23 protein-coding genes are annotated in these 18,588 nt (G+C 37.4%); 10 read left to right on the top strand and 13 right to left on the bottom strand.

All coding sequences use genetic code 11. The features are described 5' to 3' along the window. Window positions 1–10: 10 nt before the first annotated feature. A complete protein-coding gene (locus tag AC1M9M_RS07910) occupies window positions 11–706 on the bottom strand; it encodes a GntR family transcriptional regulator (RefSeq protein WP_481587219.1) in 696 nt (231 codons plus the stop codon). Window positions 707–868: 162 nt separating this feature from the next. Next, entirely contained in the window at window positions 869–1,669 is an 801-nt protein-coding gene (locus AC1M9M_RS07905) for a sulfite exporter TauE/SafE family protein (RefSeq protein WP_035269256.1), read from the bottom strand. 27 nt (window positions 1,670–1,696) lie between these two features. Between AC1M9M_RS07905 and AC1M9M_RS07900 the strand changes: the two genes are divergently transcribed. From AC1M9M_RS07900 to AC1M9M_RS07890, 3 genes are all read left to right on the top strand, one after another. Then, window positions 1,697–2,449: a biotin--[acetyl-CoA-carboxylase] ligase gene (locus AC1M9M_RS07900; RefSeq protein ID WP_481596065.1), complete on the top strand. Its 753-nt coding sequence runs from the start codon at window positions 1,697–1,699 to the stop codon at window positions 2,447–2,449. A 26-nt stretch (window positions 2,450–2,475) separates the two neighbouring features. Continuing rightward, window positions 2,476–3,216 (top strand): type III pantothenate kinase, encoded by a 741-nt coding sequence (locus AC1M9M_RS07895; protein WP_481596080.1) that lies wholly within the window; start codon window positions 2,476–2,478, stop codon window positions 3,214–3,216. 101 nt (window positions 3,217–3,317) lie between these two features. Continuing rightward, window positions 3,318–3,785: a hotdog fold domain-containing protein gene (locus tag AC1M9M_RS07890; protein ID WP_481596064.1), complete on the top strand. Its 468-nt coding sequence runs from the start codon at window positions 3,318–3,320 to the stop codon at window positions 3,783–3,785. 30 nt (window positions 3,786–3,815) lie between these two features. Here the strand turns inward: AC1M9M_RS07890 and AC1M9M_RS07885 are convergent, their stop codons facing one another. Together AC1M9M_RS07885 and ffh are read right to left on the bottom strand one after the other, a co-directional pair. Beyond that, window positions 3,816–4,370 (bottom strand): RBBP9/YdeN family alpha/beta hydrolase, encoded by a 555-nt coding sequence (locus tag AC1M9M_RS07885; protein WP_481589218.1) that lies wholly within the window; start codon window positions 4,368–4,370, stop codon window positions 3,816–3,818. Between the two features lie 123 nt (window positions 4,371–4,493). After that, window positions 4,494–5,900 (bottom strand): signal recognition particle protein, encoded by a 1,407-nt coding sequence (gene ffh / locus AC1M9M_RS07880; RefSeq protein ID WP_035269264.1) that lies wholly within the window; start codon window positions 5,898–5,900, stop codon window positions 4,494–4,496. A 143-nt stretch (window positions 5,901–6,043) separates the two neighbouring features. On the opposite strand from ffh, the gene AC1M9M_RS07875 reads away from it, so the two are divergent. The 7 genes from AC1M9M_RS07875 (at window position 6,044) to AC1M9M_RS07845 (ending at window position 13,090) form a co-directional block, all read left to right on the top strand. After that, the gene (locus AC1M9M_RS07875; protein WP_092767475.1) at window positions 6,044–6,853 is read left to right on the top strand and encodes a cytochrome C assembly family protein; all 810 of its coding nucleotides are present in this window, start codon (window positions 6,044–6,046) and stop codon (window positions 6,851–6,853) included. Between the two features lie 355 nt (window positions 6,854–7,208). Further along, window positions 7,209–7,622, top strand: coding sequence for a type IV pilin protein (locus AC1M9M_RS07870; protein ID WP_481587214.1), 414 nt, complete (start codon window positions 7,209–7,211; stop codon window positions 7,620–7,622). Window position 7,623: 1 nt separating this feature from the next. Beyond that, window positions 7,624–8,151 carry a pilus assembly FimT family protein gene (locus tag AC1M9M_RS07865; RefSeq protein ID WP_092767479.1) on the top strand — a complete coding sequence of 176 codons (528 nt, stop codon included), beginning with the start codon at window positions 7,624–7,626 and terminating at the stop codon, window positions 8,149–8,151. Then, window positions 8,123–8,569 (top strand): PulJ/GspJ family protein, encoded by a 447-nt coding sequence (locus AC1M9M_RS07860; protein WP_092767481.1) that lies wholly within the window; start codon window positions 8,123–8,125, stop codon window positions 8,567–8,569. The genes AC1M9M_RS07865 and AC1M9M_RS07860 overlap by 29 nt, the downstream gene beginning before the upstream one ends. 3 nt (window positions 8,570–8,572) lie before the next feature. Continuing rightward, the gene (locus AC1M9M_RS07855; protein ID WP_092767483.1) at window positions 8,573–9,235 is read left to right on the top strand and encodes a PilW family protein; all 663 of its coding nucleotides are present in this window, start codon (window positions 8,573–8,575) and stop codon (window positions 9,233–9,235) included. 41 nt (window positions 9,236–9,276) lie between these two features. Then, window positions 9,277–12,024 carry a bactofilin family protein gene (locus AC1M9M_RS07850; RefSeq protein ID WP_481596063.1) on the top strand — a complete coding sequence of 916 codons (2,748 nt, stop codon included), beginning with the start codon at window positions 9,277–9,279 and terminating at the stop codon, window positions 12,022–12,024. 115 nt (window positions 12,025–12,139) lie between these two features. Then, window positions 12,140–13,090: a tRNA-dihydrouridine synthase gene (locus AC1M9M_RS07845; protein WP_481596062.1), complete on the top strand. Its 951-nt coding sequence runs from the start codon at window positions 12,140–12,142 to the stop codon at window positions 13,088–13,090. 10 nt (window positions 13,091–13,100) lie between these two features. Here the strand turns inward: AC1M9M_RS07845 and AC1M9M_RS07840 are convergent, their stop codons facing one another. The 9 genes from AC1M9M_RS07840 to AC1M9M_RS07800 all read right to left on the bottom strand — a co-directional run bounded on the left by AC1M9M_RS07840 (window position 13,101) and on the right by AC1M9M_RS07800 (window position 18,561). Beyond that, entirely contained in the window at window positions 13,101–13,505 is a 405-nt protein-coding gene (locus tag AC1M9M_RS07840; protein ID WP_481596061.1) for an NUDIX hydrolase, read from the bottom strand. A gap of 72 nt (window positions 13,506–13,577) precedes the next feature. After that, window positions 13,578–14,042, bottom strand: coding sequence for a YybH family protein (locus tag AC1M9M_RS07835; protein ID WP_179998993.1), 465 nt, complete (start codon window positions 14,040–14,042; stop codon window positions 13,578–13,580). 233 nt (window positions 14,043–14,275) lie between these two features. Further along, window positions 14,276–14,614, bottom strand: coding sequence for a zinc ribbon domain-containing protein YjdM (locus AC1M9M_RS07830; RefSeq protein WP_035269853.1), 339 nt, complete (start codon window positions 14,612–14,614; stop codon window positions 14,276–14,278). A gap of 144 nt (window positions 14,615–14,758) precedes the next feature. Continuing rightward, window positions 14,759–15,139: a ribonuclease E inhibitor RraB gene (locus tag AC1M9M_RS07825; protein ID WP_035269856.1), complete on the bottom strand. Its 381-nt coding sequence runs from the start codon at window positions 15,137–15,139 to the stop codon at window positions 14,759–14,761. A 166-nt stretch (window positions 15,140–15,305) separates the two neighbouring features. Further along, window positions 15,306–15,971: an RluA family pseudouridine synthase gene (locus AC1M9M_RS07820; protein ID WP_035269858.1), complete on the bottom strand. Its 666-nt coding sequence runs from the start codon at window positions 15,969–15,971 to the stop codon at window positions 15,306–15,308. Between the two features lie 483 nt (window positions 15,972–16,454). Beyond that, window positions 16,455–16,658 (bottom strand): hypothetical protein, encoded by a 204-nt coding sequence (locus AC1M9M_RS07815; RefSeq protein WP_051586633.1) that lies wholly within the window; start codon window positions 16,656–16,658, stop codon window positions 16,455–16,457. Between the two features lie 245 nt (window positions 16,659–16,903). Further along, complete coding sequence (locus AC1M9M_RS07810) at window positions 16,904–17,626, bottom strand: hypothetical protein (protein ID WP_092767493.1); 723 nt, start codon at window positions 17,624–17,626, stop codon at window positions 16,904–16,906. A gap of 37 nt (window positions 17,627–17,663) precedes the next feature. Further along, entirely contained in the window at window positions 17,664–18,236 is a 573-nt protein-coding gene (locus AC1M9M_RS07805; protein WP_481590531.1) for a DUF4126 domain-containing protein, read from the bottom strand. Between the two features lie 118 nt (window positions 18,237–18,354). After that, window positions 18,355–18,561, bottom strand: coding sequence for a zinc ribbon-containing protein (locus AC1M9M_RS07800; RefSeq protein ID WP_481596079.1), 207 nt, complete (start codon window positions 18,559–18,561; stop codon window positions 18,355–18,357). Window positions 18,562–18,588 lie beyond the last annotated feature (27 nt).

Raw genomic sequence — 18,588 nt, 5'->3', positions numbered from 1 at the left:
AGTGTCCTGATTATCTGCGCGATCTCCGCGCCCAAGCTAGTTCAATTTGTTTCATTCGTGTCAGTGACTCTAACACTAGATTGCGCAAGTGTCGGCAAAAATCTTCCATAAATAAAGTAGCTTGTTGTGATTTTCGGATCAAAATTGCATCGATCACAAGCTTAATTAATTCAAGTGCTTCTTGAAGCTCTCTACGCGAAGTATTTAAGGTTAAAAAATAACTACGACGTATAGATGGCAACAGTTCGCGATAAAACTTCATTAAGTATGGGTTGGCTACCATATCTTGTTGCTTAGCTAAAAATTGAAATACACCATCGTAAAATTTTTCAGTATTACTTTGTTTAACTTGTTCAATTAAATATTGCATAAGTTGCTGAAGCGCCTCAGCTTCATGATTACGCCAAGTTTCACTCATACGCTGGACGATCTGCCCTAACATAAGTGCACTTGTATCAAATAAAGCTCGCACTTGTTGAGCAGACATTTCTGACACAATTGCGCCGCGTCTTGGATAAATTTCAATTAAATGCGTGCGTTCAAGTAATAACAAAGCTTCACGTACCGAACCTCGACTCACGTCTAATTCTTTAGCGATACGCAATTCTTGTATACGTTCACCTTCGACCAATTCGCCACTAATAATCTGTTCACTTATATGTCTGGCTATTTGCTCTGAAAGGCTGTCCACTTCTTCCAATTGCATAATATTCCTATTTATTTTTTTACTCACACTTCATCAAGCATGATGCTATTTTATTGTTTTTATACCAATAGCATCATACTGACTATGTCTTTGTCTGACAATTTATCAAATTTTTAAGTCAATACACATCATTATTTTCGAGAATGATTTGGCATATTTTTCTCAAAATACGCCTTGATAAATAAAATAAATCCCTACAGTTGTAAGCAAAGCTGCAAAACATTTTTTCAACATCGCTGCTGACAGTTTATGTGCAACTTTTGCTCCTACTTTTGCGGTGATAAAACTCATTACACTAATGCCAATGAATGCATAAACATGAACATATCCAATGGCATTTTCGATTTCAGCAGGTGCTTTTTGTCCGTAGAACATAAATCCAAATGCACCTGCTAAAGCAATCGGCAGTCCACATGCAGCAGATGTTGCAACAGCTTTTTGCATCACCACCCCATGATGATTTAAATAAGGTACGGTTAAACTTCCTCCACCGATCCCAAAAATTGCTGAAGCCACCCCAATTCCACTTCCCGCAGCCAATTGAGCAGGTACAGAAGGTAGTTGCTTAGATTGATCGACCACCACATTAGCACCACGGAACATACGGTATGCAACCCAAATTGCGAAACAACCGATAATCAATTGCAGCATTGGTCCAGAGATAATACTGGCCAATCCAGCACCAAAAAATGAACCCAGTACCAAACCTGGCGCTAAATTTTTAAATACTGACCATAGCACTGCACCTTTTTTATGATGTGCCATAACCGAGCTAATCGATGTGACCACAATCGTAGCCAATGATGTTCCAAGCGCCATGTGCATAATGACAGTTGGGTCATAACCCATTTGGGTAAATACAATAAATAAAATGGGTACGATGATTAATCCACCGCCCACGCCAAACAACCCTGCAGTAAAACCAGCGATTGCACCAATAGCTAAATATATGATTAACTCCATAAATCTTTTACTCTTCTCAGATTCAACATGGATTTAGAGACTCGCCACCTCAGTCAGCTTTTAACTGAAGCTCAACAACTTCCAGAAGTTTTACTGTTAAAACAGAGCACCACTTCAACCAATGATGAAGTACGCGCACTCATCAAAAAAGGTGTACAGGGTATTCTTGTATGCAGTGAGACTCAAACTCAGGGACGTGGACAACATCAACGACAATGGGTTTCCCCAGCCGGGAATATTTATTTAAGCACATTGCTAGAAACCAAAACACCCTTAGATGGTCGACTATCCCTTGAGATTGCACTTAATATTTTGCAAATTCCTTCATTTAAGTCATTGGATCATTTACAAATCAAATGGCCAAATGACCTTTATAGTGCGCAAGGCAAATGGGGTGGCATTTTGGTAGAGCCTGTAACCCCACATCAGGCGATTGTTGGTGTTGGTATTAATTTATTGCCTGTTTCTGATGCAGCAATCGAACAGCAAACCACATCAATCATGCAATTGGGTTTAGCTCATCCAAATCGAATTAAGATTATTTCAGAGCTTTATCTCGCCATCATGCAAGCTGGACAATGGTTTGAGCATGGAAGTTATAACCTCTCGGGACGTTTCAATCACTATGCTGCTTTTATGAATCAGACTGTAGAGTTTGAGCAAGTGAATAAAACAGTACAAGGTATCTTTAAAGGTATTGGAGATGATGGTCGAATTAATATTTTGACTGAACAAGGTTTAATCAGTTTGTATCAAGGGCGTTTACGCTTAAAAAAATAAAGAAAAGATAGGTCAGCGAATACATGATGAAACGTCTTTGGTTAGATATAGGCAATACGCGTTTAAAATATTGGATCACGGAAGGTGAGCAAATCTTGGAGCATGTGGCGGAGCTTCATCTACAATCTCCTGCGGACTTAATGTTGGGTCTCATCCAACACTTTAAATCTCAAAACCTATCAGAAGTCGGTATCTCATCTGTTCAAGACAAGAAAAATAACGATCGTATACTCAAAATTTTAAAACTGCTGGATATCCCAATTGTCGTTGCTAAAGTTCATCAAGAATATGCAGGACTCCAATGTGGATATACAGAACCGAATCAATTGGGTATCGATCGTTGGCTACAAGTTCTAGCGGTCGTCACCGATCCTCAAGAGAAATATTGCGTGATCAGTTGTGGAACGGCCTTAACAATTGATTTAGCAGATGGATTTACACATTTAGGGGGATATATCGTACCTAATCTCTATCTACAACGAGACTCACTTATTCAAAATACCAAAGGGATCAAAATCCCTGATGCTGCATTTGATGAGTTAAGTCCTGGGCAAAATACAATGGATGCTGTTCATCATGGTATTTTATTGGGATTGGTCAGTATGATCGAAAAAGTTTTAATAACATCACCAAGAAAATTAATCCTTACAGGTGGAGATGCAGCACTTTTTGCTCAATATTTACAATCTTATGACCCGAAAATTGAAACCGATTTATTATTAAAAGGCTTACAACGCTATCTTGCTGTTGCGCAACAAAAAACATAACTTGGTCATCAGGTCTGCTGAACTGAGTGTCTCTTAAAACAAAAAATTATTCACTCAGTATCAGTACACACCTCCAAAATATAAAAAGTAGGCTGAACAACATGAATAACAAGACGTTAAATGCTTGGAATATTGCGAAGAAACTTCCCTTAGGGAAAGTGCTTTTCAATCTAATGATTCAACTCAAAGCACCTTATTTCAAATCGATTCGCACGAAAATTATTGAATTGAGACCAGATTTTTGTCAGGTCCAGATGTCTAAAGAAAAAAAGGTTTTAAATCACCTTAATACTGTACATGCGATCGCATTGTGTAATTTGGCAGAGCTTACTGGTGGTCTAATGACAGAAGTCACTCTTCCACCAAGTCATCGATGGATACCCGACGGTATGCAAGTCAACTATATTAAAAAAGCAACGACCGATTTAACAGCAGTTGCTTATCCTCTGACGCCAATTCAAGCGGGGCAATCCATACCAAATAGATTTGTAGCGTGTGTCGAAGTCCATGATCAAAACCAAGCGCTTGTCTTTAGAGCAGAAATCAATATGTGGGTGACATCACGTTAAATACGTCAGTGAGAGCTTATAGCTTCTGAATTAATCTCGAACAATCTCAGCCCAAACCTCAGGCAATGCAGTACAACCTTCTGAATCAATAAAATGCCCTTGATGTTCTGCAGCAACGACATGTGCATCAATACTTTCAGCTTGTTGGAAACTAAATTTAGGCAGAACGCGCTCATCACCTTCAGAATAAATGACCACGCGATCATGAACTTGGTCACGAATGAGTTCAAAATCTATATCTGCTGCATCAATAAATGGATTAACTTGCTCAAGCCGCCCTAAACGTCCATTGAAACCAGCAACTAGAATTAATTTTTTGATTTTTTGGTTTAAAAGCACTTGGCTTAAGTAATGTAAAGTTGCAATACACCCGAGACTGTGAGCAACAAAAATTGTTTGATCATCAATTTGAGCTATTTGCTCTTTCATTTGTTGTTGCCACGTTCCTAATAGTGGCGTCTCAGAAGGATCTAATCTCAATACTTTTAATGGAATACCATACTGATCAGCTTGTTGTTGTATCCATGGAAACCAATTTTCTTCAGGGCTTGCCGTATATCCATGCACAACATAAACCTGTGTCATTTTCTTGCACTCTTGACTGTATTCTCAACATCATGAATTGATTATTTTTTAAACTAAATAGTAAGTTTGCAAAATTATGTAGCATGAAAAAAGGCGCCACAGCGCCTTTTTAATTTTTGGGAATTATTTTGGATCTTTTCCACCGAATAACGGACCAACGCCACCGCCGCCACCAAATTTCTTTTGCATACCGCTTAATGATTTCATCATTTTCGCCATACCCGATGGATTCGCAAATTTTTTCATCATTTTTGCCATTTGGGCATGTTGTTTGATCAGCTTATTGACTTCAGCAACATCCATACCACAACCTGCTGCGATACGTTTTTTACGGCTTGGATTCATCAAGTCAGGATTGCGACGCTCTTTGATGGTCATCGATTGAATAATCGCTTCCATTTTCTTCACTTGCTTTTCAGGATTTGCTTGAGCAATCGCATCCTGAATTCCTGAGTTACTCATGCCAGGCAACTTGTCTAAGAAGCCCATCATACCGCCCATTTTATTCATTTGTTCAAACTGCATCAGCATATCTTCAAAGTTGAAGCTGCCGCCTTTTTGCAGTTTTTTCGCCATTTTTTCAGCTTTTTCTTTGTCGACTTTACGTTCAAGCTCTTCGACCAAAGAAAGCACATCACCCATACCTAAGATACGTTGTGCTACACGCTCAGGATGGAATGGTTCAAGGGCATCGAGTTTCTCCCCCATCCCCAAGAATTTAATAGGCTTACCAGTAATTGCACGAACAGAAAGTGCCGCACCACCACGCGCATCACCATCAGTTTTTGTAAGAATCACACCGGTTAAAGGCAATGCATCATTGAATGCTTTTGCTGTATTTGCAGCATCCTGACCGGTCATTGCATCTACAACGAACAGTGTTTCTGTAGGATTAATCGCTGCATGCAATTCTTTAATTTCGCCCATCATATCGTCATCGATATGTAAACGACCTGCAGTATCGACAATCAATACATCCGCAAATTGAATTTTAGCTTGTTCAATTGCTCGGTTTGCAATCGTAATTGGTTTTTCATCAGCACTTGATTCAAAGAAAATCGCGCCGACTTCACCTGCTACAGTTTGGAGTTGCTTAATCGCTGCAGGACGATAGACGTCGGCAGAAACCATTGCGACTTTTTTCTTTTGTCGCTCTTGTAAAAAACGAGCTAATTTTGCAGCAGTCGTCGTTTTACCTGCACCTTGTAAACCAGCCAATAAAACAACAACGGGAGGCTTTGCAGCAAGATCAAGACTTTCATTTGCCTCACCCATCATTTTGGTGAGTTCATCATGAACAATTTTGACGAATGCTTGGCCTGGAGATAACTGTGACATCACCTCTTGACCTAATGCCTCTTCCTTAACTTTCGCGATAAATTCACGAGTTACAGGAAGTGCAACATCGGCTTCAAGAAGTGCCATACGCACTTCACGTAACGTATCTTTAATATTGTCTTCGGTCAGTTGCCCAGAGCCAGTAACATTTCTTAAACTCTGCGTGAGTCGTTCTGTTAAGGTATCAAACATTGCAAAATCCGCTTAAAATGGTTGTTGCAAAAAAATCTTTCTTAAAATAGAAAATTTATGCATAAGATGCTATAGGATACTGTAGTTCGTTTGGAATTTATATCTTATTAGATGAATATTCAGCATCCATAAAAAGGTTTGACATGATTAGCCTCCCTTTGGTTTACACAATTTTAGCATTGATCGCCTATACCACTGCCTTTTGGTATTTATTTACCCATTTAATGACTAAACGTGTCCCTAATCATTGGTTTATCAGTCTCGTAGCTGGATTAGGCTTGATCTTGCATGCTGTCGTCTTATTGATAGATATGAAAACGCCTTTCGGCATTAACTATAACGTTTTTAATCTCCTTTCATTTACTTCAGCACTCATGCTGTTATTGAGCCTGCTTTATAGCACTTATCGACCTGTACTTGCGCTAAATCTGATTGGAATACCAGTAGCTGCATTGGGTTTAATTTTAGGCTATTCCCTGAGCCAGCCTATACTTACACTTAAACAGAACACGTTTGGACTTGATGTCCATATTATTTTGTCACTCTCAGCTTATGCAGTGCTATTAATGGCAACAATTCACGCAGTTTTGTTGTGGTTACAAGATCGTGAGTTAAAAAACAAACAGAAACATCGTGTTTGGGTAAATCTATTACCCTCCTATCAAGCAATGGAATCTTTGTTATTCGATATGCTTGTTACAGGTTTCATTTTATTAAGTACTGCACTTATCTTCGGCTTTTTTACGATTGATGATTTTTTTGCACAGCATTTGGCACATAAAACAGCGTTTAGTATTGTCTCTTGGTTTGTTTACGGTGCACTTTTATTTGGACATTATCGTTTTGGTTGGCGCGGTCAAAAAGCGAGACGCTTTACCATTATTGGTTTTATTTTACTTGCAATAGGCTTTATTGGATCAAAATTTGTATTAGAAATGATTCTAGGAAAATAATAATTGTGTGATTTAGATCACAATAAATAATAATTAAATAAATATCACATCATATTAAATTTTATATATTTTAAATACATTTAAAATATAGGTAAATAAATTTTAAGTATAAATAAAATATTAACATAAAAATATTAATAAAAATCAATTACTTAAGATAAAAACCACATTAAACCTTTATGATGATTTAATAAATAATAGTTAATATTATTTGAATTATCTAATTAATTAATATTAATAATCTGTTCATCGCTTAATACCCCCCATTAATCTCCTATAAGTTGTTATTATTTAGGTTAGTAACTAATGTTACAGTTAGTAAATGGATATTTTTGATGATTATTTTGGGGTATGTATGAAATTGCAAAAAGGTTTTACCTTAATCGAATTAATGATCGTCATCATTATTGTTGCAATCTTGGCCGCAATTGCAGTACCTAGTTATCAAAACTACGTCACCAAAGCAAAAATCAAAGAAGCTCAATCAAATTTAATCGCACTTTCATTAGGTGCTGAAAATGCATATCAAAGAACACTAAACTACCCTAAAGAAACCTTATCAAATACCAATGCAGTAAAAACTAAATTTACAACTTGGAATCCAAGTTCTGATTCATTTAATTTTACGTACACTTCATCAGATGGTGTGAATTATGCGGTTCAGGCAATAGGAACTGAAGCAAGAGTTTTAGGTTGTACATTAACACTCAAAAATGATGGAACTCGTACCGTGTCCGGTTGTGGTTCATATACTGACTGGGTGAAATAATATGCAAAATACTGGTTATAGAAAACAACTTGGTTTCACGCTGATCGAACTAATGATTACGATCGTTGTACTGGCTATTTTGTTATTTGTAGGTACTTCTTTAACCAGAGCTTGGGTAGATCAAAGTCATGTTGATGGAGCGCTAGCAGGTATTAAAAATGCGACTTATCAAGCCCGTTCTGCAGCAATTCGAAACACGAATAATCAAGAGTCTTCACTTGCAGCAGCATCTGTTTGTATAGATAAAACCCATCAAGAAATTAGAGTGATTCGAGTTGCTAAGGACAATACTGATGCGTGTTCAACAAGTGACGGCAACTCGCCTGACCAAAACTATATCCTTCAAAAAATCCCCTATGCATCGAATGTATTTTTCAAAGTAAATAATACAGAGTTTTATTGTCTATCTTTTAACTCGAATGGGATGTTGGTTGCTGCAAGTTCAGCATCAGCAACGTGCAATTCAAATTTAAATTTAACCGTTACAGTTGAGAAGAATAATGAATCAGCAAACATTCAAATCAACTAATCAACGTGGTTTCACATTGTTGGAGTCTCTTGTTGGTTTACTTATATTCTCGATTATTGTTTTTGGTAGCGGTTTAGCAATCAGCAAAATGTTGAACACGCAACGATATATGAACATTGACAATATAGTGATAAACGAACTGCAAAATCGCTTACAAACCATCACTATATCTACTGATTCAACTGATGTTTGTGCTTCATTCAATAACCAATCTACCGAAAGTAAATCGTTCACATTAAATGGTAATACCTACTACATTTATTGCAATTTGAATTCTGAAAATATTAGTGAAACGAGCGGTGTCGCAGGTACAAAAATTACATGGCCTGTATTAGCTGCGAGTACAAATCAATCTAATGCCAAGACCTGCGCTGAAGACAGTATGGAAGGCTTAGATTGTTATCGAGTCGGGAGATAAATCATGAGTCAAAAAGGATTTACGCTCGTTGAGTTGATGGTTGGATTAGTCATTGCAATGTTATGCATGCTAATGATGCTCATGCTTTTTAAACAGACGACTCAAATTGGTATTAGTTCTTCTCGTGATTCGGAATACGATGCTCAAATACGAACAGCATTATCAGTTGCACAGAAGCTCGTTCAAAATGCAGGCTATGGTTCAGGAAAAACATCAGATATTGCTGTAGGAGTGGACACTCAAAATTTACCTGCTGTTTTCTGGCGAATGAATCCAGATCCTGTAACAAGCTTAATGTCTGCAAATACAACGATTAATTACAACTGTGAAGCATTAACTCAAGAAAAAGAAGGTGATACATATCGCTTAATCTTTCTTAAAAAGAATAACTGTGGGTCTGAAGCAGTATTAAATATAGAAACTTTTAGCCAACCTGACGAAAAACAGCATATTGTTTCCTTTAAGACCTTAGAAACAGGCACCGTTTTTAACTTTGTATTAACACCGGGAAATTGTACACCTTTTGGAATTGATAAAAACAACTCCAAAGGTACGCGCCAACTGACGATTACTGCTAATCGTCAATACGCAGATGAAATGCAAAATTCAAACATTGGTCAAACAGTGAGTAATACCGTTTGTCTTAATAACATTGTTAACCTTTAAGAGCGAGATTAAAGATGAATAGTTTAAGAAAGCAGCAAGGCATGGCCACTATTCTTTTGGTCTTGCTCATCGGGCTTACAGTGATGATCATAACATCGACTGTTGCAAAATCACTGATCTCCAACAAAGAAGCAAATGTTGCTGCGCATGCACAAACCAACGTACAACTCATGGGATGGTCAGGTGTTAGCGCCTTTCGTGAATATTTATTAAAAAAATATAAGGATACCGATATTAATGACTTTCGCCAAAGCTTATTAAATACAGGTGAAATTCAGCTTTTAAATGATGATACCAACCAACGTTATGTCACGGTTGAAGTAAAAGATGTAAAAGGTTGCAATGGTTTAACCAATAACCCAGATGGTTCTACTGGAACCAAATGTATTGTCATCGCAAATATTCTGTCGAAAAGTGGGTCAGCTCAATCAGCTACTACGATACAAGCAATCTATGATCTTGCAGCAGACCTGATTAAGTACAAGAGTGTTATTAATTTCACTGGTCAAACATTTATGTCTGGCACTACTATTTCCGGCGAAGATCCAACTAAACCAGATGAATATGTCGAACTGAATGTCGATGGTGGTAGCCTGTCCTTACAAGCTGGTTTCAAAATCCAAAATATCAAAAACTTAACTATTAACGTTAAGAAAGACAAAGATGGTAAAGGTGGAAATGTCTATATTGATTGTTTAATTGATGCCTGTGGTACAAGAAATGGGGCTGTAATTAACATCAATGCTGAGGGCTATGTTCATATTATTAACGGCGGAAATTTTGGCAATATTTCATCTGGTGAGTGGGTTAAACTGTTAACCAATGTCAAAGCAGAAAATATTAAAGCAATTGGTGATGTCACACTTTCTCTTGGTTCTAAGGCTCAAAATATTTCCACTGACGGAAATATTAGTCTTACAGAAGGAGGCTATGCTGCAAACTTACATACCAATAAAGATGTAACACTACGCACGAATGTCGAAGTGTCTTCTATCACCACACACCAAGGGAATGTCAATATTTCCGTTTCTAGTAAAGTCAACGGAAATGTTATGGCAGGTGGCAACGTAACAATGATCGGAACTAGTGTTGTTACGGGTGATATTACCTCAGGCGGGAAAGTTAATATTTCTAGTAGTGACGTTAAAGGCAGTGTAAGAGCTAAAGAGTTTATCGATCTTGATACCCTCTCTAAAATTGAACAATCGGCCTATGCTCACAATCAGTCGCAACAAGGAGTTGGCGCGTACAAGGCGGGAGTCCGCTTAAGTACAAGTTGGATTGGTGGAAATGTGTATTCTAACGGTCCATTACGCTTACTAGATGGTCTTATTACTGAAGATGTAAAAGGTGATGTCTATCTTGCCAACTTTAGTGCTTCAAACCAGAATGGTGTAGTTGAAGGATTTAAGAATGCAATTAGTGGAAAAATTTATGAAAAACTCACAAGCATCCCTCAGCTCAGTACTTTTCCAGATATTCCTAAATACGATGTTTCTGAAACCATAGCCAGTATTCAAGAAGCAATTCAAAATATGACGTTTGAAACCAGAGTCGATGTTCGTCAATATCGAAATGATGCAAACTATATTTTCGTACGTGAATATGGCGCTGCTCGCGTATATTTAAATCATCTTCGCAATGAGAGCTCTAAAATCACTTACATGTATGAGTATGATGCTACTAATAATATTCACAAACAGTTTGCTGTAGATGCTTCAGGAAATAAAACTCAAATCATGAAAATTGACCCTGAGAACTCAAACTCAGGCTCACGAGGTTTCTATTTAGGGAAATACACCTTGAATAGCAAAGATTATGTGGGTGCTATTTGTGAAACTATTCATGAAGAACAGATCATGACCAATAGTTTAGGTCTACGTACTGACCATAAAAGCGGTTATTGTACAAGTCAAATTATTGGATATCTTCCACGTGTCAGTTTAGATTTTAATGGTCTTGATGGTAAAGACCGAACTATATTTGGTTGGCCTAAAGATTACGATTATACATTACCAGACACTTGGTATATTCGTTCAATGGATACATCTACATTCGATAACGCAAGTTTTGCTCCAGGTATTCTGTATTTCGAAGGTAAATTAATTATTTCTGGTAAAGCGAATCTTGCGGCGGATAGTACTGATTCTGTATTCACCAATACATTCCTTGCTGAAGGTGATATTGATGCGATTGCGATGTCTCCTCGCATTTATTCGCCTCGTAATATTACGCGAAATCCAAATGCAACAGATGCCTTAATTTGTTCACGTAACTTAGGCACTACGTCTAATACTAAGTTTAGTGTTAGTCCACCTGCAACAACACCTGCAACTTTATCGAACAAATTCTTGACGCCAGTGAATTTGTGCCAAGATGCGAATACGATGTATAAAAACACCAATAGATTACCTGACGGTACACTTGATACAGTGACTATTGATAATAAAGAAATAACAAAGTTAGAACTTGGTTTAGTTGCCTTGATGTCTAATCAAGTTGTGCGTATTGGTGCATGTGCACAAATTTATGGTGACGTATTAGCAAGAAGTAATGTTGAAGGTAGTGCAGCATGTGGTATCGGTGAAAAAAATGGAATCTTTGGTAATATCAGCTCTCAAGGTGTCCCACCGTATACTAGTGTTCAACAACACAATACAATGGGTGCTGGTACAAATATTTATATTCCCAAAAATGAATATAAAAATTTAAATAAAGTTGATGATGTGAATGCAAATGATTTCATCGCCATTAAAAATGCAGACCTACAATGGGCTAAATATCAATAATTGGAAGCGAATAGCCCAAACATAAGTTTGGGCTTTTTTTTTGTGTGAAATTTCTGACTAGACAAGCTATACAAAACACCGTATAACACCGTTTTTCCCATATTCAGGTGACCATGTGAAACTCGTTTTAGCACCCATGGAAGGTTTAACTGATCCCATCATGCGTGATGTTCTCACACATGTCGGCAGCTTCGACTGGTGTGTAACTGAGTTTATCCGTGTCACTGATTCTGTCCTTCCAGATCACATCTATCATTCTTACTGTCCCGAATTATTCAACGATGGCAAAACAGCAGCAGGAACACCCGTTCATGTTCAATTTTTAGGGAATAATCCAACCATGTTGGCTGCAAATGCCGTTCGAGCGGTGGAGTTAGGTGCACCTGCAATTGATATGAATTTTGGATGTCCAGCTAAAACAGTAAACAGGCATCGAGGTGGTTCTGTATTATTGGATGAACCTGAAACAGTGTATCAACTGGTTAAAGCTGTACGTGATGCAGTGCCTGCTGAAATACCAGTTTCAGCAAAAATGCGTTTAGGTTATATGGATCGTAATTTCACCCTGGAAAATGCACATGCTATAGAAGATGCTGGTGCCGCTTGGGTGACCGTTCATGCACGAACAAAAGCAGATGGCTATACCCCACCCGCCTTTTGGGATCAACTTCAACCCATTCGTCATGCGCTTAGAATTAATGTGATAGCCAATGGTGAAATCTGGAATAACCAAGATGCGCGCCAGTGTTTACTAGAGTCAGGTTGTGAAGATCTAATGATTGGTCGTGCAGCAGTGACAACACCCGATGTCACACAATGCATCCGACAAAATAAAGACGAAGCGATATTACAATGGAGCGATTTAATTACACTCCAAATTCGCTTCTTAAATGGTTCTTATAAAAAAGAAATGAATATGGTCGGACGTTATAAGCAATGGCTAGGTATGATGTCTAAACATTATCCTGAAGCAAAACTGTTATGGGATGAGGTGAAACGTCTGAAACAAGTAGATGAAATCATTGCTAAGCTCAATCATTTTCAAAACATTATGCCAACTGTCTAATTTCTAAATTCTAGAATGAATAACTCCGAACTTCACCTTGAAAATTCAGACAGTCTTGAACACGAGTGCGTTGAACCTCAGACAGTTGCTCTGGACTAAACCATGCATATTCCGTATGTTCCTCAGAGAGTTGAATTTGGGCATTATTTTCAATCATGCATCTAAATATAAAGGTGTGTGAGTTTACATGTGCGTGATAGTAAGCCCCAGACAAATACTGGATGCTTACATCACAACCTATTTCTTCTTTACACTCTCTGAGCAAAGCTTGATGTATGGTTTCACCTTGATCTAAACCACCACCAGGCACCCCCCAACTGTAATTGGCATAGTTTGCTTTCAGTAATAAGACTTGTCCCTCTGGGTTGGTGATCACCGCATGAGAACTCAAACGATAAAAATCATAAAATCCCATGACACGTCTCCAGAATTTAACTCATTCATGAAAGATAACACTGTTTAAGCCCATCTAAATGCTCAAGATAAGCTAAACCACAAGCCTTAATTTTGATTTATCCTTCAAGATGATAGCCTTTCCCGTTGCTAAGTCTACAGGCATAGAAATATGTTGGTGTACCATCACCCATTGTTCATTGGTTTTTTGTAGACATAATGTTGTACGACACCAAGGCATTTGCAACTGACCTTTTAAGGCTTTATGTTCCACTTTAGAGTGACAGTGTAATACAACCAAATGATCACTCGCATGCACTTTTACATCACGGCGAGTGATTTGCATCCCATCAAAGAAATATGGGCTAAATTTTTGCCATTCTTTTCGATAAGCTTCAGCCCCTTCAAGTTGAGTGCTGACATCAAACATACTTACATTTTGTGCACATTTTTCGATTAACGCATCAACATTATTACCCACTAATGCTGAATCCCATTCTTTTAATTGCGCTAATACTTCATGAGCAGCAACAACATTACCCTCAATCTGAATAGACATGATGTGACCTTATTGTTATTAGTGTGATGAAGTTAACACTTTTAAAGAAGAAGTGTAATGTTATTTTGTGCCAAGCAAAGAAATTTTTATTCTAATTTGTATCTAAAATTCAATTTAAATTGATAAAAAACAACCATTATTTATTAAAACTTATCATTATGATCAGAAAACCAATGACGAGTTATTTTCGCATAAAAAATTGGCCCCAGTTTCACTGAAGCCATTATAAAAGCTTATGCTTTCTTTACATATTCGGACTTAAGTTTCATTGCGCCAAAACCATCTACTTTACAATCAATATCATGACCATCCGTTGCATCTGGCAACAAACGAATACTTTTTGCTTTAGTACCGACTTTGATTACGGATGATGAACCTTTAATTTTTAAATCTTTGATAACCGTTACGGTATCGCCATCTGCAAGAAGATTGCCATTTGCATCTTTGATCTGAACCACTTCTTCGAGTGTCTCTCCTTCTTTCCATTCATGTGAACATTCTGGGCAGATCAAGAGGTCCCCATCTTCATAAGTATATTCAGAGGAACATTTTGGGCAATTTGGCAAAGACATAAAAAAAATCCAAAAAATTAAAAAAATTTTGCTCAATATACCACTTTCATCTAGCGAATAGAAAAAAACCTTAAATTTTATAAGGTTTAAATAAAAAAAACCTAAGTTCAATCACTTAGGTTCTTTTATTGGCTCTAGCCTTGTTTAGCTTTGAAACTCATCTTCTATATCTTCATCATCATATACATATGCCATACATCCCCATCCATCGTACTCACCGTCATAGTCATTGGCTATTTTGGTAAACCACTCTTCTAAATCCACAATATCTGAGTATTCTGGCTCCATATACACATAAATCGTGATAATCCATTCTGCGGATTCAGACTCTTCATCAATAAATAAACTGATCTTTTGTTCTTCCTGAAGCAAGAACAAGGCACATTTTTCAGCTTTGTCTTTAGAGCTAAAAGCAATTGAGTACTCAATCTCATGCGGCTCGCTTAAATCATCTCCATCCTGGAACATTTGCCACAGTACATCGCCATTATCATCATTTGGAAATTGTTCTAAATCACGGCTCATACGTTCATCCTTATTGTGGTTATTGCGTATACAATATCCTAGAGTAGCCTATATTTATTTCATTTTGGAGAAGAATTCATTAGAAATTGTTCTTAACTTTATATGATCGTAATTGTTAAATTTTAGTTAGGCACTCACAATACGTATTTTGCTTGAAGCGTTTCATTCAAAATGGAACTTCACTCACAATTTTAATTTCAATACCACTCAACGGTTGTTGAAACTCTAAATAACTCGCATGCAAAGCCATACGCCCTAAATCACTGAGTTTAGGGTTTGGATGATAGAGTTTATCACCTGTGATCGGATGACCTATGGCTTGCATATGTACGCGTAATTGATGTGAACGCCCCGTAATTGGCGTCAACAAGACACGACTAACATCTAAATGCGCATCATAAGCGACCAATTCAAACAGTGTTAAGGCTGATTTTCCAAGTTCAAAATGAACAATTTGTCTCGGTCTGTTTTCCCAGTCCGTAATTAAAGGCAAGTCTACTTGTCCCTGTTGTGCAATTTTACCTTGCACCAGTGCCACATAATTTTTTTTCACGGTGCGCGCTTGGAACATTTTGCTCACAGCCACTTCAGCATCGCGATGTTTTGCAAACATCAAAATTCCAGAGGTTGCCATATCTAGACGATGAGTAATTTTTGCATTTGGATATTGAGCAATCACTCTTGAATACGCACTGTCATGATGTTCAGGCAAGCGTCCTGGCACAGACAATAATCCTGCTGGTTTATCAATGACCACCAAATCATCATCTTCATAGACGATGTTAAGCGGACCTTGAGGTGGCATATATACAAAATTATCGTCTAAAGGCATGTGAACAGAGCATTTCTTTGGGATGCGGAAAAATAGCAACTGATCAACTCAGTGTCAATTTATAAGATGCGCGATTTGAGAATTGAGAATTATAATTTTTTTAAGAGAATTTTGAGGGTGTCAGGGAAAACATGTTGTTTACTTCAACTATTATAACTTTGTAAGTTATAACCCTATTGCCTATAAACTTCTGGTTTATAGCGTCCTAAGCCGAATCAAGACCTTTTGGGTAAGTACTACACGCACGTTGTACGCAACTGGTAGCAATCTACTCTTTTCGATCCCGTCACACCCTTGAGATATATAATAGCGAGACTGCGTCGGGATTAATTTCCTAAGATTAACGAATTTTAGCATCGAATAAAAAAATATTTCATATCACCTTATAAATATAATATTTTTTCCCAAATAGGTTCATTGATACACTTTTTTTAGCGTTTTTTAGCTAAATATTGCAATTAAAATTCAAGTTGACCTTTCATTTTAGAGACTGGCTTGAATCCAAGATGCAATGCTCCACCACAACATCATGGCAAACATGCCACACATAAGATTAGCGAGTACTTTTTGTAGTTGAGATAATTCAGATTTATAAATTTTGAGGTTAATTGTATAAGCAATTGCACCGAGTGCACCACCCACAGCACCACCAATAATCAGTAGTAACAACGGCCAGCCTGCCATCATGTGGACTTTAAAAGGAAGTTTTGCGCGCGATTTTTCTTGTACTGTATTCACAGGGTGATCCTATAAGTTTATTTCAGTCTTCAATGAGCTTAAGTGCTATAAATCTAAAGCAAGCTTTAGACCAATACTGAGCTAAAATAGCTGTAAAATTGATCGTGGTTTTTAAATATTTAAACAATCTCACTTAAAAATCAAAGATATAGTTTGTTCAGAAGTTTGTAAATTCAATTCATCCACTGAATAATTTAGATATTTGCTTGAACAAACGTCAGAATGATAAACAATATTACAGCTAAACCCATTAAAGGCTGTTTAGGCGCAATACTGTTAATTAATTTGGCAATTCTCTGAGCACTCAGCATAAATAATAGAAAAATCAGTAGTGTTGGTAGCGAAATCACCCACATTATTATGTAATAGATGACAAATAAGCTTGTCAAAATAAGACTGCCTACAAGCCCCATAATAATTGGATGATGCATCCCGCTCGGTTCCAAATGCAGTGTCTGTGCGAGCGTGTTGTATATCTGAACAAATATTGCTGTAAAATTTAATGAAAAAAGATAGTCCATTATTCCTGCAATAAAAGGCGTTACACTTAAAAAAGCAACTTGCTTTGCCATCGAAAGGATCATGTTTTTATGATCAATTGTCCAGGTCAAAGACAACCAAACAAATATACAAGCAACGAAAGCAGCGGACAGAAGATGAAGCAAATAAATTTGTGAAGGCCATAATTTTTGGATAACGAGAAATATAATGATAAAAATTATAGATAAGTAACCATGAATCTTCTTCAACAAAAATAAGCCTGATTTTGCATTTGAATCTTTGAGCTTGTGATTCCAATTTGAAAATTTTTTTTCAGTATTTTGTAAAAACCCATCAATCTTTGGATTCTGTCTAATCAAATCACCCAAAAAGTAAAGCCCAATTAAAACTTGAAAAAATGCCAATATATTTTTCATTCTTTATCCGAGTATTTTTAATACTTCTTTTATAAATTTACTGAGCATCAGCTTGACGCTGCTTTTTCTTTTTGAACCAACGTACTGCCCAAACCACACCAATTAGTAAAGCGATCACTACCAATACTGGTATAAAGAATGACAATACGGAAATCACCAATGCGCTGACCCACTCACCTGTAGAAACCACAGGATTTGCCACGCCACCCGTGGTTGCGGTCGATACACCCCGTGCTGCCACTGTCCCAAGTTGCACTGCTCCTGCTGTTCCACCACCGACGATGATTGCGGCAGCCCAACTTGCAAATTGCGACATTTCACCAGAGCTTACCGCCATGGTCGTCAATGTTCCAGCCACCATCGCGGCAGGTGTTGCAATGGTGTCGAGTAAGTTGTCTACCCATGGGATGTAATAAGCACCTATTTCACATAGTGTGGCAAAGCCTAATGCAATACAGACCGATGGCATAGCCAACCATTCAAAACCTTTTATGGGTTCAAAAATGCCCATAATAGCGGCAATACTCATCACCAATAAGGGAACAAATACGCGGAAACCACATGCAGCACTCAATCCTATACCAAGACATAAACCGAGTATTGTTTCCATAGCAAACCTTTTTATTAATATGTTTTTAATTTTCTTAAGGTAACAAAAAAGCCCTATGGTGTAATAGGGCTTTTGTTTAAAACAGTGGTGTCTGTTTTAGTGTGTTTGCTTGAGCGAATTATTTTTTAAATTGATTGCTTAAGCATTTGGTACACGGTGGTAAACGATCAGTACCAATTTCTAAGTAAGCACGATGCCCACATTGAACGCAAAAATAGAAACCTGTTCCCGGTTTAGAGCCAGCTGTAACCATTTTTGTTCTCCGTATAATTTTAGAAATGGTGAAGTCACTATAACGGAGTGTGAATGACTTTTTATTGTCCATTTCAACGAATGATGGTGGCATTTCAGC

This window comes from Acinetobacter sp. ANC_7503, assembly GCF_056780035.1.
Note: the sequence above shows the minus strand (reverse complement) of the source record. Positions and strands in the feature narration are given on the sequence as shown.

Bases quoted from the DNA above. Each gene is read 5' to 3' on its own strand.
- AC1M9M_RS07820 (WP_035269858.1), bottom strand. From the start codon at position 15,971: ATGCCTTTAGACGATAATTTTGTATATATGCCACCTCAAGGTCCGCTT.
- AC1M9M_RS07905 (WP_035269256.1), bottom strand. From the start codon at position 1,669: ATGGAGTTAATCATATATTTAGCTATTGGTGCAATCGCTGGTTTTACT.
- AC1M9M_RS07810 (WP_092767493.1), bottom strand. From the start codon at position 17,626: ATGAAAAATATATTGGCATTTTTTCAAGTTTTAATTGGGCTTTACTTT.
- AC1M9M_RS07855 (WP_092767483.1), top strand. From the start codon at position 8,573: ATGAGTCAAAAAGGATTTACGCTCGTTGAGTTGATGGTTGGATTAGTC.
- ffh (WP_035269264.1), bottom strand. From the start codon at position 5,900: ATGTTTGATACCTTAACAGAACGACTCACGCAGAGTTTAAGAAATGTT.
- AC1M9M_RS07850 (WP_481596063.1), top strand. From the start codon at position 9,277: ATGGCCACTATTCTTTTGGTCTTGCTCATCGGGCTTACAGTGATGATC.
- AC1M9M_RS07860 (WP_092767481.1), top strand. From the start codon at position 8,123: ATGAATCAGCAAACATTCAAATCAACTAATCAACGTGGTTTCACATTG.
- AC1M9M_RS07815 (WP_051586633.1), bottom strand. From the start codon at position 16,658: ATGATGGCAGGCTGGCCGTTGTTACTACTGATTATTGGTGGTGCTGTG.
- AC1M9M_RS07865 (WP_092767479.1), top strand. From the start codon at position 7,624: ATGCAAAATACTGGTTATAGAAAACAACTTGGTTTCACGCTGATCGAA.
- AC1M9M_RS07885 (WP_481589218.1), bottom strand. From the start codon at position 4,370: ATGACACAGGTTTATGTTGTGCATGGATATACGGCAAGCCCTGAAGAA.
- AC1M9M_RS07840 (WP_481596061.1), bottom strand. From the start codon at position 13,505: ATGGGATTTTATGATTTTTATCGTTTGAGTTCTCATGCGGTGATCACC.
- AC1M9M_RS07805 (WP_481590531.1), bottom strand. From the start codon at position 18,236: ATGGAAACAATACTCGGTTTATGTCTTGGTATAGGATTGAGTGCTGCA.
- AC1M9M_RS07800 (WP_481596079.1), bottom strand. From the start codon at position 18,561: ATGGACAATAAAAAGTCATTCACACTCCGTTATAGTGACTTCACCATT.
- AC1M9M_RS07895 (WP_481596080.1), top strand. From the start codon at position 2,476: ATGAAACGTCTTTGGTTAGATATAGGCAATACGCGTTTAAAATATTGG.
- AC1M9M_RS07875 (WP_092767475.1), top strand. From the start codon at position 6,044: ATGATTAGCCTCCCTTTGGTTTACACAATTTTAGCATTGATCGCCTAT.
- AC1M9M_RS07900 (WP_481596065.1), top strand. From the start codon at position 1,697: ATGGATTTAGAGACTCGCCACCTCAGTCAGCTTTTAACTGAAGCTCAA.
- AC1M9M_RS07910 (WP_481587219.1), bottom strand. From the start codon at position 706: ATGCAATTGGAAGAAGTGGACAGCCTTTCAGAGCAAATAGCCAGACAT.
- AC1M9M_RS07825 (WP_035269856.1), bottom strand. From the start codon at position 15,139: ATGAGCCGTGATTTAGAACAATTTCCAAATGATGATAATGGCGATGTA.
- AC1M9M_RS07890 (WP_481596064.1), top strand. From the start codon at position 3,318: ATGAATAACAAGACGTTAAATGCTTGGAATATTGCGAAGAAACTTCCC.
- AC1M9M_RS07835 (WP_179998993.1), bottom strand. From the start codon at position 14,042: ATGTCTATTCAGATTGAGGGTAATGTTGTTGCTGCTCATGAAGTATTA.
- AC1M9M_RS07870 (WP_481587214.1), top strand. From the start codon at position 7,209: ATGAAATTGCAAAAAGGTTTTACCTTAATCGAATTAATGATCGTCATC.
- AC1M9M_RS07830 (WP_035269853.1), bottom strand. From the start codon at position 14,614: ATGTCTTTGCCAAATTGCCCAAAATGTTCCTCTGAATATACTTATGAA.